Annotated in this window: 13 protein-coding genes; 12 read left to right on the top strand and 1 reads right to left on the bottom strand. The window is 67.0% G+C overall.

Annotated features, from left to right (window positions below; genetic code table 11):
* Window positions 1–21: 21 nt before the first annotated feature.
* From ugpB to AC1DFC_RS12080, 6 genes are all read left to right on the top strand, one after another.
* Window positions 22–1335, top strand: a complete 1314-nt coding sequence (gene ugpB / locus AC1DFC_RS12105; RefSeq protein ID WP_007837114.1) for a sn-glycerol-3-phosphate ABC transporter substrate-binding protein UgpB — start codon at window positions 22–24, stop codon at window positions 1333–1335.
* A 101-nt stretch (window positions 1336–1436) separates the two neighbouring features.
* Window positions 1437–2318: a sn-glycerol-3-phosphate ABC transporter permease UgpA gene (gene ugpA / locus AC1DFC_RS12100; protein WP_007837109.1), complete on the top strand. Its 882-nt coding sequence runs from the start codon at window positions 1437–1439 to the stop codon at window positions 2316–2318.
* A gap of 1 nt (window position 2319) precedes the next feature.
* Window positions 2320–3171, top strand: coding sequence for a sn-glycerol-3-phosphate ABC transporter permease UgpE (ugpE, locus tag AC1DFC_RS12095; RefSeq protein ID WP_007837107.1), 852 nt, complete (start codon window positions 2320–2322; stop codon window positions 3169–3171).
* A 141-nt stretch (window positions 3172–3312) separates the two neighbouring features.
* A complete protein-coding gene (gene ugpC, locus AC1DFC_RS12090) occupies window positions 3313–4320 on the top strand; it encodes a sn-glycerol-3-phosphate ABC transporter ATP-binding protein UgpC (protein WP_413334044.1) in 1008 nt (335 codons plus the stop codon).
* A 124-nt stretch (window positions 4321–4444) separates the two neighbouring features.
* Window positions 4445–5188 (top strand): glycerophosphodiester phosphodiesterase, encoded by a 744-nt coding sequence (gene ugpQ, locus AC1DFC_RS12085; protein WP_478179305.1) that lies wholly within the window; start codon window positions 4445–4447, stop codon window positions 5186–5188.
* 52 nt (window positions 5189–5240) lie between these two features.
* Complete coding sequence (locus AC1DFC_RS12080) at window positions 5241–7709, top strand: DUF3772 domain-containing protein (protein WP_478179304.1); 2469 nt, start codon at window positions 5241–5243, stop codon at window positions 7707–7709.
* A 58-nt stretch (window positions 7710–7767) separates the two neighbouring features.
* Here the strand turns inward: AC1DFC_RS12080 and AC1DFC_RS12075 are convergent, their stop codons facing one another.
* Window positions 7768–8046 carry a hypothetical protein gene (locus tag AC1DFC_RS12075; protein WP_007833272.1) on the bottom strand — a complete coding sequence of 93 codons (279 nt, stop codon included), beginning with the start codon at window positions 8044–8046 and terminating at the stop codon, window positions 7768–7770.
* 112 nt (window positions 8047–8158) lie between these two features.
* On the opposite strand from AC1DFC_RS12075, the gene hemA reads away from it, so the two are divergent.
* From hemA to paeA, 6 genes are all read left to right on the top strand, one after another.
* Window positions 8159–9430 (top strand): glutamyl-tRNA reductase, encoded by a 1272-nt coding sequence (hemA, locus tag AC1DFC_RS12070; protein ID WP_007833271.1) that lies wholly within the window; start codon window positions 8159–8161, stop codon window positions 9428–9430.
* A 95-nt stretch (window positions 9431–9525) separates the two neighbouring features.
* Entirely contained in the window at window positions 9526–10614 is a 1089-nt protein-coding gene (gene prfA, locus AC1DFC_RS12065; protein WP_007833268.1) for a peptide chain release factor 1, read from the top strand.
* Window positions 10614–11465, top strand: a complete 852-nt coding sequence (prmC, locus tag AC1DFC_RS12060; RefSeq protein WP_478179303.1) for a peptide chain release factor N(5)-glutamine methyltransferase — start codon at window positions 10614–10616, stop codon at window positions 11463–11465. The genes prfA and prmC overlap by 1 nt, the downstream gene beginning before the upstream one ends.
* 29 nt (window positions 11466–11494) lie before the next feature.
* Entirely contained in the window at window positions 11495–11821 is a 327-nt protein-coding gene (grxD, locus tag AC1DFC_RS12055; RefSeq protein ID WP_007833264.1) for a Grx4 family monothiol glutaredoxin, read from the top strand.
* 16 nt (window positions 11822–11837) lie between these two features.
* The gene (locus AC1DFC_RS12050; protein ID WP_007833262.1) at window positions 11838–12344 is read left to right on the top strand and encodes a cupin domain-containing protein; all 507 of its coding nucleotides are present in this window, start codon (window positions 11838–11840) and stop codon (window positions 12342–12344) included.
* A gap of 55 nt (window positions 12345–12399) precedes the next feature.
* Entirely contained in the window at window positions 12400–13710 is a 1311-nt protein-coding gene (paeA, locus tag AC1DFC_RS12045) for a polyamine export protein PaeA (protein WP_007833260.1), read from the top strand.
* Window positions 13711–13712 lie beyond the last annotated feature (2 nt).

Genomic DNA, 13712 nt, shown 5'->3' with positions numbered 1-13712 from the left:
TTTTCCCCTTCAGGAGTCTTCATGCGATTCAAGACGCTCGCGCTGGCATCGGCGTTGGCCGCCACCACGCTGTTCAACGTGGCGCAGGCCCAGACCGAGATCCAGTGGTGGCACTCGATGACCGCCGTCAACAACGAATGGGTCAACGACCTGGCCAAGCAGTTCAACGAGAGCCAGAAGGAATACAAGGTCGTGCCGACCTTCAAGGGCACGTACGACGAATCGATGACGGCGTCCATCGCGGCCTTCCGCGCCGGCAACGCACCGCACATCCTGCAGGTTTTCGAAGTGGGCACCGCCACCATGATGGCCAGCAAGGGCGCGATCGTGCCGGTCGGCCAGGTCATGAAGGACGCGGGCGAGAAGTTCGACCCGGCCGCCTACATCCCCGCCGTGGCCGGCTACTACACCGCCCCCAATGGCCAGATGCTGAGCTTCCCCTTCAACAGCTCGACCACCATCTTCTATTTCAACAAGGACGCCTTCAAGGCCGCCGGCCTGCCCACCGACAAGGCGCCGTCGACCTGGCCCGAAGTGGTCGCCGCCGCCGCCAAGCTCAAGGCCAGCGGCCACAAGTGCCCGTTCACCACGGCCTGGCAGAACTGGACGCAGGTCGAGAGCTTCTCGGCCTGGCACAACGTGGAGTTCGCGAGCAAGTCCAACGGCCTGCAGGGCCTGGACGCGCGCCTGAAGGTGAACTCGCCGCTGCACCAGCGCCACATCGAGAACCTGGCCAGCATGGCCAAGCAGGGCCTGTTCATCTACAAGGGCCGCGGCAACGTGCCTGAAGCCTCGTTCGTCTCGGGCGAGTGCGCCATGATCAACACGTCCTCGGGCTTCTATGGCAACGTGGCGAAGAACGCCAAGTTCGCCTACGGCCTGGCGCCCCTGCCCTACTACCCGGACGTGCCGGGCGCACCGCAGAACACCGTGATCGGCGGCGCCAGCCTGTGGGTCATGTCGGGCAAGAAACCGGCCGAGTACAAGGGCGTGGCCAAGTTCTTCAGCTTCATCTCGACGCCTGAAGTGCAGTCCGCCAGCCACAAGCGCACGGGCTACCTGCCCGTGACCATGGCCTCGTACAAGCTCACCGAGGACTCGGGCTTCTACAAGCAGAACCCCGGCACCGACGTGGCCGTGACACAGATGATCCGCAAGGTCACCGACAAGAGCCGCGGCATCCGCCTGGGCAACTACGTGCAGATCCGCGCCATCGAGGACGAAGAGCTCGAACAGGTCTGGAACGGCAAGAAAACCGCCAAGGAAGCCCTCGACGCCATCGTGACCCGCGGCAACGAGCAGCTGGAACGCTTCCAGAAGGCCAACAAGAGCTGACGATCGACAACCGGACCCCTCGCGTGTCCGGCTAACATCGCCCGCCCCCGTCCGCTCTTGCGCAAGAGCGGGCCGGGCGGGATTTTTTATGTAGAGGGTTCATGGAAAAACGCGTTTTCTTTCGCTCGGGCTGGTTGCCCTGGCTGCTGCTGGCACCGCAGATGGCGGTGATCCTCGTGTTTTTCTTCTGGCCGGCGGCACAAGCCATCCTGCAATCGATGCAGCAGCAGGACGCATTCGGCACATCCGTCGACTTCGTCGGGCTGCAGAACTTCAAGGACCTGTTCCACGACCCGGCCTATGGCGAGTCGTTCAAGACCACCGCCGTCTTCTCGGTGCTGGTGGCCACCATCGGCCTGAGCCTGTCGCTGACGCTGGCCGTCTTTGCCGATCGCATCGTGAGCGGGGGCATGTTCTACAAGACCATGCTGATCCTGCCCTACGCCGTGGCGCCCGCCGTGGCAGCCGTGCTCTGGGTCTTCATGTTCTCCCCTTCGCTGGGCGTGGTCGCCTATGCGCTCGGCAAGATCGGCATCGACTGGAACCACCTGCTCAATTCAAAGCACGCGATGACGCTGATCGTGATGGCCGCGGTGTGGAAGCAGATCTCGTACAACTTCCTGTTCTTCCTGGCTGGCCTGCAGTCCATTCCCAAGTCGCTGATCGAGGCGGCGGCCATCGACGGCGCGCGCCCATGGCGCCGCTTCTGGACGGTGCAGTTCCCGCTGCTGTCTCCCACCACCTTCTTCCTGCTGGTGATGAACGTGGTCTACGCGTTCTTCGACACCTTCGCCATCGTTCACGCGGCCACCGAAGGCGGTCCGGGCAAGGACACGGAAATCCTCGTCTACAAGGTCTATCACGACGGCTTCAAGGCGCTGGACCTGGGTGGCTCGGCCGCGCAGTCGGTCGTGCTGATGGTGATCGTGATCGCGCTCACCATCGTGCAATTCCGCTACGTCGAGAAAAAGGTGCAGTACTGACATGGTTGAAAGAAGAAGCACTCAGGGCGTCCTGGCCCACGTGGTGATGATCCTCGGCGTCCTGATCGTCGCCTTCCCCATCTACCTCGCCTTCGTGGCGTCCACCCACACCGCACAGGAAATCGTGCAGCGGCCGATGCCGCTGCTGCCGGGCTCGAACATGCTCGACAGCTACAAGGGCGCGCTCTTCGGCCGCGCGAGCAGCGCAGGCTCCAACGCCCCGGTGGCCCACATGATGTGGGTCAGCCTGGTGACGGCACTGGTCATCGCCATCGGCAAGATCGCCATCTCGCTGCTGTCAGCCTTCGCCATCGTCTACTTCCGCTTCCCCTTCAAGAAGATCTGCTTCTGGGCGATCTTCGTGACACTGATGCTGCCGGTGGAAGTGCGCATCCTGCCCACCTACAAGGTGCTGTCGGACCTGAGCATGCTGAACAGCTACGCGGGCCTCACGGTGCCGCTGATCGCGTCGGCCACGGCCACCTTCCTGTTCCGCCAATTCTTCCTGACCGTGCCCGAGGAACTCACCGAGGCATCGCGAATGGATGGCGCGAGCCCGATGCGCTTCTTCTTCGACGTGCTGCTGCCACTGTCGAAGACCAGCATTGCCGCGCTCTTCGTGATCCAGTTCATCTACGGCTGGAACCAGTACCTGTGGCCGCTGCTGGCGGTCACCAACGAGGACATGTACCCGATCGTGGTCGGTATCAAGCGGCTCATCGCCGGCGGTGACGGCCAGAACGAATGGAACGTCGTGATGGCCACCGCCATCCTCGCCATGCTGCCGCCCGCGCTGGTGGTTGTGCTGATGCAAAAGTGGTTCGTCAAGGGCCTTGTTGATACAGAGAAATAGGCTCGCCCCCAGGCTTCGCGCACTTCGTGTCGCTACGCCTTCCCCCCTACCGGGGGCACCACCAGCGGCCCGGCAAAGCCGGTTCCGCGGTGGTTTTGGAAATAACAGCGCCTCGTGGTCGAGGCCGAAATCGAGAAGAACATGGCTGCACTTTCCCTACGCAACGTCATCAAGCGCTACGGCCACGGGCCGAAAGCCAACCAGGTCATCCACGGCGTGAGCGCCGAGATCGCCAACCATGAATTCATCGTGATCGTCGGCCCCTCGGGATGCGGCAAGTCCACGCTGCTGCGCATGGTGGCCGGCCTGGAGGAAATCTCGGCCGGCGAGATCGCCATCGGCGGCAAGGTGGTGAACCAGCTCGAACCCTCCGAGCGCGACATCGCCATGGTGTTCCAGAACTACGCGCTGTACCCGCACATGAGCGTGTTCGCGAACATGGCCTACGGCCTGAAGATCGCCAAGGTACCGGTCGATGAGATCAAGGTGCGCGTCGACAAGGCCGCGAAGATCCTCGAACTCGGCCACCTGCTGGAGCGCAAGCCGCGCGAACTCTCCGGCGGCCAGCGCCAGCGCGTGGCCATGGGCCGCGCCATCGTGCGCCAGCCGCAGGTTTTCCTGTTCGACGAACCGCTGTCGAACCTCGACGCCAAGCTGCGCGCGCAGACGCGCCTCGAAATCCAGAAGCTGCACCGCGAACTCGGCATCACCTCGCTGTTCGTCACGCACGACCAGGTCGAGGCGATGACGCTGGCGCAGCGCATCATCGTGATGAACGGCGGCGTGATGGACCAGTTCGCGACGCCCGAAGAGGTGTACTCGCGTCCGGCGACCACCTTCGTGGCGAGCTTCATCGGCTCGCCGCCGATGAACCTGCTCAAGCATGCGCCGGGCGTGCGGCCCGGCCAGATCCTGGGCATCCGCCCCGAACACCTGAAGCTCGACGAGAGCGGCTGGACGGTGCAGGTCGAGCAGGTCGAGCTGCTGGGCGCCGAGCGCCTGGTGTACGGCCGCATCGGCGATGAGCAGATCATCATGCGCACTGACGAAGGCGACCATCCGCCGGTGGCAGGCGACACGGTGAAGATCGCCGCACGCGAAGACAAGCTGCACTGGTTCGACGCCGGCTCCGGCAAGCGCGCTGATTGATGCTCGCCCCCAGGCTGCGCGCACTTCGTGTCGCTTCGCCAACCCCCTACCGGGGGCGGCACCAGCGGCCCGGCAAAGCCGGTTCCGCGGTGCCCCACGAAGAAACCGGGGCCTCACTCAAAGAATGATCATGAATTCCTGGCCCTACCCCCGCTGGGTCGCGCATCGCGGCGCCGGCAAGCTGGCCCCCGAGAACACGCTGGCCGCGTTCCGGTTAGGCGCCTCGCACGGCTACCGCATGTTCGAGTGCGACGCCAAGCTCAGCGCCGACGGCGTGCCCTTCCTGATGCACGACGCCACACTGGACCGCACCACCAGCGGCCACGGCACCGGCGGCGCCCAGCCCTGGAGCGCACTGGCGCAGCTCGATGCGGGCAGCTGGCACTCACGCGCCCATGCGGGCGAACCGCTGCCCACGCTGGAGAACCTCGCGCGCTACTGCCTGGCGAACGGCCACCTGCTGAACATCGAGATCAAGCCGACGCCGGGCGTCGAGCGCGAAACCGGCGAGGTGGTGGCGCGTGAGGCTGCGCGCCTGTGGCAAGGCGCGGCCGTACCGCCGCTGCTCACGTCCTTCCAGGTCGAATCGCTGAAAGGCGCGCAAGCGGTGCAGCCAGAGCTGCCGCGCGGTCTGCTGCTCGACACGCTGTGGAACGGCTGGCTCGAAGCCGCGCAACAGTTGGGTTGCGTGGCCATCGTCTGCAATCACGCGCTGTGGGACGCCGCAGTAGTCGCGCAGGTGCACGGCGCCGGCATGCGCGCGCTGAGCTACACGGTGAACGACGAATGGGCGGCGCAGCGGCTGATCGGCCTGGGTACCGATGGCATCATCACTGACCGGGTCGACCTGTTCAGCCCGACCGGCTGAGGCGCACGTTTCTTACAGGCTCTTACCTCATGGCCGCTTCTATGATGCGGCCATGAATCGGACCTCTCGCCTGGCGGGCTTCGGCCTCGCCATCCTGCTGGCCCTGTCGGTGTGCGGCGCGTTCGCGCAGCCCGATGCCAGCATGAACGCCGGCACCGGCAATCCCAACAACAGCGCCAACACCGCCGCCGCGGCAGCCCCCGCGCCCACCGTGGCTGAACTGCGGGCGCAATTCAACAAGCTCACCGCCGACCCGGGCAAGGGCGGCGACGCCGAGGACGACCCGCGCAAGCAGATCGGGCAGATCAACGACATCGGCGCGCAGGCGGACAAATTCGTCGCCGCGCGCACCGGCGACCTCGCAGACCTCAACGCACGCCTGGGCGAGCTCGGCAACCCGCCCGCTGCCGGCAGCACCGAAGACCCCGGCATCACGCGCCAGCGCGCGCAGCTGACGAAGGAGCGCAACGCGCTCGACGCCGACATCCGGCTTGCGAAGCTTCTGTCCATCGACGTGCGCCAGCGCGGCGCCGACCTGGTCACGCAGCGGCGCGCACTGTTCGAGGCCCAGCTCACCGAGCGCGCGGCCTCGCCGCTCACCGAGGCCTTCTGGAACGACCTGCAGGAGGCCTGGCCCGACGACCTGGCACGGCTGCAGGCCATGGGCACGGCCCTCGGCAACGGCATCGAACAGGCGCTGGCACCCGCATCGCGCACGGCGGTGATCGCCGCGCTGATAGGCGCGCTGCTGTTGGCCTTCCTGGGCGTCTGGGGTGCCGAGCACCTGCTGGCGCGGCTCTCCATGCGGGTGCTGCCGGCCGGCAGGCTGCGCCGCTCGTTGCTGGTGATCGCCATCGTCGCGAGCCACGTGCTGCTGGTGGCGGTAGCCGCGCACGGCTTCGTGGAAGTGCTCAAGACCTACGCCACCTGGGACCCGCAGGCGCGCAAGGCGCTGCAATCGGCGGCGCAGGCGCTGACCTTCATGGCCTTCGTCATCGGCCTGGGCCGCGCGCTGCTGGCCACTTCGCGCCCCTCATGGCGGCTGCCGCCGATCCCCGACGCCACGGCCAGCCGGCTTGCCGCGCTGCCCTGGCTGGTGGCGCTGGTGGCGGCACTGGCCTGGACGCCGGCCGAGATCAATGCGCTGATCGACGCCAGCTTCGCCGCCGTGGTGACCACGCATGTGCTGACGGCGCTGGTGCTGACGGCCCTGGTGGGCACGGTGATCTACCGGCTCAAGGCGCTGCGCGCCGATGCGCCCGAGGCCGGCCTGCCCGAGCGGCCGATGTGGGTCGGCCTGCTGGTGGCGCTGATCGGCATGCTGATGATCGCCATCTGGGTGCTGGTGGCGCTGGGCTACGTGGCGCTGGGCAGCTTCCTGGCCTCGCAGCTGACCTGGAGCGGCATCGTGGCCGCTGCCTTCTACGTGCTGTTCAAGTTCGCCGACGACGTGTTCATGGCCAGCGTAGCCTCGCGCAGCACCTTCGGCCAGAAGCTGCAGAAGAGCTTCAGCCTCGCACCGCAGACGCTGGACCAGGCGGCCACGGTGCTGTCGGGCATCAGCCGCGTGGCGCTGTTCGTCTACATGCTGATCGCGCTGGCCGCGCCGCTGGGCACATCTCCGAGCGAAGTGTTCCAGCGCAGCGGCAAGCTCGGCACCGGCGTGAAGGTAGGCGAATTCCAACTGGTGCCGGGCGCGATCCTGAGCGCGGTGGCGGTGGCGGTGTTGGGCTTCATCGTCCTGCGCATCTTCAAGCGCTGGCTCACGCGCAGCTACCTGCCGAACACGCAGTTCGAGCCGGGCATGCAGAACTCGATCACCACGCTGCTGGGCTACGTGGGCGGCATCATGGTGATTGCGTTCTCCCTGTCGGCGCTGGGCATCGGCATCGAGCGCATCGCGTGGGTGGCGAGCGCGCTGTCGGTGGGCATCGGCTTCGGGCTGCAGGCGATCGTGCAGAACTTCATCTCCGGGCTGATCCTGCTGGCGGAGCAGCCGGTGAAGGTGGGCGACTGGGTGGTACTGGGCACGGCCGAGGGCGACGTGCGGCGCATCAACGTGCGCGCCACCGAGATCCAGCTTGGCGACCGTTCGACACTCATCGTGCCGAACTCGGAGTTCATCACCAAGACGGTTCGCAACATGACGCTGGCCAATGCCGAGGGCCGCGTGCTGATCCGCCTGCCGATGCCGCTGACCACCGACGCGCAGCGCGTGCGCGATCTGATCCTCGCGGCCTGCAGGGGGCACGAAGGCGTGCTGGAAACGCCGGCGCCGTCGCTCACGCTCGAGGGTATCGAGAACGGGCTGCTGATCTTCCAGGCGATCGCCTATGTGGCGAGCCCCCGGCTCGCGGGCGGCGTGCGCAGCGACCTGCTGTTCGTGATCCTCGACGAGCTCAGGAAAGCCGCGTTGCCGATGGCGACGCCGACCACCTTCATGATGGCGCCCTCCGAGCCGGCCGCGGCGGCGCCGGCACCCGCGACGTCCAACTCGCCGATCCCCGGCATGCCGACCTGAGCCTCGCTGCGGCGGCGGCGCCGCGGTGCACGCCGCCGCAGCCCGGAGTCGATCGGCCCTATCGGCGCCAGCCGCGCATCGCCAGCCACTGGACGGTGCCGCAGGCCACCACAAGCGCAGCGTAGGTCGCCATCATCCCGTCGCGCCCGAACACCACGAGGCCGATCACCGACACGCCGACACCCACGGCAAAGGTCAGCGCCCACTGCACCCACCAGCGCGGGACGCCGGCGCGCCCGCCGCCCAGGAACCGGCCGGCAAGAGCCAGCACCAGGGCCAGGAAGGCCGCCGGAGCGACGAAATTGAACAGGTGATCGAGGAGGGCCAGCAGGTCCATCGGAGGGAATTGCGCGTGCGCCGGGACATGCGGCGAAGGATATGGCTGTCATAGGGAAAGCCATTTGTCCCTCCGCAAGGCTCATGCGGCTGCTGATTTTATAATCACGGCCATGTCAGTCTGGGCTCTCGGCTTGAACCACACGACCGCGCCGCTCGACCTGCGCGGTCGTTTCGCGTTCGCGCTCGACCAAATCGCCCCCACGCTGCAGAGCCTGCGCAGTTCCTTTGCCTCCGGCCGCCACCCCCAGGTCGAGGCCGCGATCATCTCCACCTGCAATCGCACCGAGATCTATTGCGCCTCGGAACAGGCCGCACTCGACCACACCTTCGGCTGGCTGGCGCAAAGCGGCGGCGTGGCCCCGGCCCTGCTGCGATCGCACGCCTACACGCTTCAGGACGACGAAGCCGCCCGCCATGCCTTCCGCGTGGCCAGCGGGCTCGACTCGATGGTGCTCGGCGAAGCTCAGATCCTCGGCCAGATGAAAGATGCCGTGCGCGCGGCCGAAACCGCCGGCGCGCTCGGCAGCACGCTGAACCAGCTGTTCCAGCGCTCTTTCGCGGTGGCGAAGGAAGTCCGCACCGCCACCGAGATCGGCGCGCACTCCATCAGCATGGCCGCCGCGGCGGTCCGGCTCGCTGGCCAGCTCTTCGAAGACCTTCATCAAACGCGCGTGCTGTTCGTCGGCGCGGGCGAGATGATCGACCTCGCGGCCACGCACTTCGCAGCCAAGGAACCCAGGTCGATCGCCATTGCCAACCGCACGCTCGAGCGCGGCGAAAAACTGGCTTCGCGCTTCGGCGCCGAAGCGATGCGCCTGGCCGACCTGCCGGCGCGACTCGCCGAGTTCGACATCATCGTGAGCTGCACGGCGAGCACGCTGCCGATCATCGGCCTGGGCGCCGTGGAGCGCGCGCTCAAGGCACGCAAGCACCGCCCGATGTTCATGGTCGACCTGGCCGTGCCGCGCGACATCGAGCCCGAAGTGAAGGCGCTCGAGGACATCTACCTCTACACCGTCGACGACCTCGCACAGGTCGTGCAACAGGGCCAGGCCAACCGCCAGGCGGCTGTCGCGCAGGCCGAAGTCATCATCGACGCCGGCGTGCAGAGCTTCATGCACTGGCTGGGCCAGCGCGGCACCGTGCCGCTGATCCAGCAGCTCAATGCGCAGGCCGACGAATGGCGTGCCGCCGAGATGGCGCGCGCACGCAAGCTGCTGGCCAGGGGCGAATCGGTCGATGCCGTGCTCGAGGCCATGTCGCGCGGGCTCACGCAGAAGATCATGCACGGCGCCATGGCCGAACTGCACGCGGGCGATGCTGCCTCGCGCGAGCAGACGGCGCAGGCCATCTCGCGCCTGTTCCTGCGCAAAGAGCGTTAGCGACGCTCGTCGTCGCCAGGCCCGATCGGCCGCGGTCTTCATGCGCGCTGCCCTTTTGCGGCAGCACCTCCATATTTTTCGAGTCCCGTTCCTCCGTGAAATCCTTTCTGCGCCACCAACTCGAACGCTACGCCCAACGCCTCGGCGAGCTCGACTTCCTGCTCTCGCGCGAAGACATCATGAGCGACATGGCGCAGTACCGCACCATCTCGCGCGAGCATGCCGAAGTCACGCAGATCGCCGGCCGCTACGAGCGCTACAGGCAGCGCGAGGCCGACATCGCCGGTGCCAGGGAGATGCTCGACGACCCCGACATGGCCGAGATGGCAAAGGAAGAAATCGCGGGCGCCGAAGCCGAGCTGGTGCAGCTCGAAGAAGAACTGCAGCGCCTGCTGCTGCCGAAGGACCCCGACGACGCGCGCAACGCCTTCCTCGAAATCCGCGCCGGTACCGGCGGCGACGAATCGGCCCTGTTCGCGGGCGACCTGCTGCGCATGTACACGCGCTACTGCGAGCGCGCCGGCTGGCGCTGCGAGGTGGTGAGCGAGAGCGAAAGCGAGCTCGGCGGCTACAAGGAAGTGGTGATCCGCATCGTCGGCGACGAGGTGTTCGGCCACCTGCGCTTCGAGTCGGGCGGCCACCGCGTTCAGCGCGTGCCGGCGACCGAAACACAAGGCCGCATCCACACCAGCGCCTGCACGGTCGCCGTGCTGGCCGAGCCCGACGAAACCGTGGCCGTGCAGATCAACCCGGCCGACCTGCGCATCGACACCTACCGCGCAAGCGGCGCGGGCGGACAGCACATCAACAAGACCGACTCGGCCGTGCGCATCACGCACATCCCGACCGGCATCGTGGCCGAGTGCCAGGACGACCGCAGCCAGCACCGCAACAAGGCGAAGGCGCTGCAGGTGCTGTCGGCGCGCATCCAGGAGAAGGACCGCAGCGAGCGAGCGGCCAAGGACGCGGCCATGCGCAAGGGCCTGATCGGCAGCGGCGACCGCTCGGACCGCATCCGCACCTACAACTTTCCGCAGGGCCGGCTCACCGACCACCGCATCAACCTCACGCTCTACAAGCTGCTCGCGATCATGGAAGGCGACCTTGGCGACGTGCTCGACGCGCTGCGCGCCGCGCGTGAGGCCGAACAGCTGGCCGAGCTGGAATCGAGCCTGCCAGCGTGATGACCGCCGACGACCCGAAGCCGTCCACCGTGGCGCAGGCACTGGCCGCGGCCGTCGCGCTGGGCGTGGAGCGGCTCGACGCGCAGTTGCTGCTGCTGCACGCGCTGGGCCGGGCGCCGCATGACCGCGCCTGGCTGCTGGCGCACGACACCGATGCGATGCCCGACGCGGCGTGGGCCGCGCTCTGCGCGCAGTTGTCGCGCCGCCTCGCGGGCGAGCCGATCGCGTATCTGCTCGGCGAGAAGGAGTTCCACGGCCTCGCCCTGCACGTCGATCCACGCGTGCTGGTGCCGCGGCCCGACACCGAGACGCTGGTCGAATGGGCGCTGCAGTGCCTCGAAGGCCGTGTCGCCCCGCGCGTGCTTGATCTCGGCACGGGCAGCGGTGCGATCGCACTGGCCCTGCAACATGCCCGCCGCGATGCACAAGTCGACGCGGTCGACGCCAGCGCCGACGCATTGGCGGTCGCCCAGGCCAACGCGCAGCGCCTCGGCCTGCCGGTGTGCTTCACCGAAGCGAACTGGCTCGACGGCGCCAGCAGCGGCTACACGGTGATCGCGAGCAACCCGCCGTACATCGCCGCCGGCGACCCGCACCTGCCCGCCCTGCGCCACGAACCCGTTTCCGCATTGGTCGCGGGCGCCGACGGCCTCGACGACATCCGCCAGATCGTGCAGAACGCTCCCGGCCACCTCGCCGAAGGCGGCTGGCTGCTGCTCGAACACGGCCACGACCAGGCTGCGGCCGTGCGTCAACTGCTCGCCGCGCGCGGTTTCGCCGAAGTGCAAAGCCGCGACGACCTCGCCGGCATCCAGCGCTGCTCCGGCGGAATCTGGCGCACGGTGAAATAATCCCCCCAGCCCACTTTTCAGGAGTCCCCATGTCCGACGCCCAGCAACGCATCGACGACCTCGTCAAAACCAACGACCTCGTGCTCTTCATGAAGGGCAACGCCAGCTTCCCGATGTGCGGCTTCTCGGGCCGCGCGATCCAGATCCTGAAGGCGGTCGGCGTCGACACCCGAACGCTCAAGACCGTCAACGTGCTCGAAGACGACGGCATCCGCCAGGGCATCAAGGAATACAGCAACTGGCCCACGATTCCGCAGCTCTACGTGAAGGGCGAGTTCGTCGGCGGCTCGGACATCATGATGGAGATGTACGAATCAGGCGAACTGCAGCAGGTCATCGGCGGCGGCGCAGCCTGATTCCACGGGACCCGCAATGAGCCACGATCACGCGGATCACGGCCATTCGCATGAAGAAGGCGAGTCGGCCTGGAAGCACGATGGCGTGCGCGTGATCGCGGCCAACCAGCTCGACGCCAACACCGCCCAGACGCCCGGCATGAACCGGGCAGCGGCCATCAACTTCGCCCGCGTGGGCGCGCAGAAGCTCTGGGCCGGCACCGTGACCATCCACGCCGACGCCAAGACCGGCGCCCATCACCATGGGCATCTCGAATCGGTGATCTACGTCGTGCGCGGCCGGGCCCGCATGCGCTGGGGGGAAAAGCTCGAGTTCACGGCCGAGGCCGGACCGGGCGACTTCATCTACGTGCCGCCCTACGTGCCGCACCAGGAGATCAACGCCAGCGCGACCGAGACGCTCGAATGCGTGCTGTGCCGCAGCGATGGCGAAGCGGTGGCGGTCAACCTCGACATCGAACCCGTCGAAAAGCCCGAATCGGTACTCTGGGTCGACCCCACGCATCCGCAGGGCGGGGTCTGAGCACTTTTCGGGTGTCGAGTCATGGCACCATGGTGGCCGTCTTCGACGTGCCACCATGACCCTGACCCAAAGCCTGCTCATCATCGCCATGCTGATCGCGATGAGCGCGTTCTTCTCACTTGCCGAAATCACCCTGGCCGCCTCGCGCCGCCTGCGCCTGCGCCAGATGGCCGACGAGGGCGACCCCCGGGCCGAGAAGGTGCTGCGCGTGCAGGAGCAACCCGGCCACTACTTCACCGTGGTGCAGATCGGCCTGAACGCGGTGGCGATCCTCGGCGGCGTGGTCGGCGAGGGCTCGCTCAGCCCCTACTTCGCGGTGTTCTTCGAGAAATGGCTGAGCGTCGAGGCCTCCGCCAACGCGGCCTTCCTGTGCTCGTTCGTCATCATCATCGCGGTGTTCCTGGTGTTCGCCGACCTGTTCCCCAAGCGGCTGGGCATGAGCAACCCCGAGCAGTTGGCGGTGCGCATGGTCGGGCCGATGCAGGTGCTGATCACCACCTTCAAGCCTCTGGTGTGGTTCTTCACGCGCTGCACCGACCTGCTTTTCAAAGTGCTCGGCATGCCGATGGCGCGCGACGACAAGATCACCTCGGCCGACATCCTCGCGATGACCGAGGCCGGCGCACGGGCCGGCGTGCTCGCGGTGCGCGAGCAACAGGTGATCGCCAACGTGTTCGAACTGGAGACGCGCCTGGTCAGCAGCGTGATGACGGCGCGCGACAGCATCGCCTGGTTCCTGCACGACGACCCCGAGACGGTGCTGCGTGCGCGCATCGTGGCCGAGCCCTACTCGGCGTATCCGGTGTGCGACGGCGACATCGACCACGTGCTCGGCTACGTCGATGCCAAGGACATGTTCCAGCGTGTGCTGAGCGGCCAGCCGCTGGCCTTCGACCAGGGCCTGCCGCTGCACAAGGCGCTGGTGATTCCCGATCGCCTGTCGCTCACCGAGGTGCTCGAACAGTTCCAGCAGGCGCACGAGGACTTCGCGATCATCGTCAACGAATACAGCCTCGTGGTGGGCGTGATCACGCTCAACGACGTGATGAGCACGGTGATGGGCGACCTCGTCTCCATGCCCGACGAGGAGCAGATCGTGCAGCGCGACGAGAACTCGTGGCTGATCGATGGCATCACGCCCATCCAGGACGTGCAGCGCGCACTGCACATCGACGAACTGCCTCACTCGGAGGAGTACGAGACGCTGGCCGGCTTCCTGATGGTGATGCTGCGCCGCGTACCCAAGCGCACCGACAGCGTGACCTGGGGCGGCTACACCTTCGAGGTGATGGACGTGGACAGCTACCGCATTGACCAGGTGATGGTCACGAAGGGCTCGGCCACTGCCAAGGCGCCGGCCGGCTGACG

Source organism: Variovorax sp. 10L421 (genome assembly GCF_056395365.1).
This window is presented reverse-complemented; position numbering and strand designations above follow the sequence as displayed.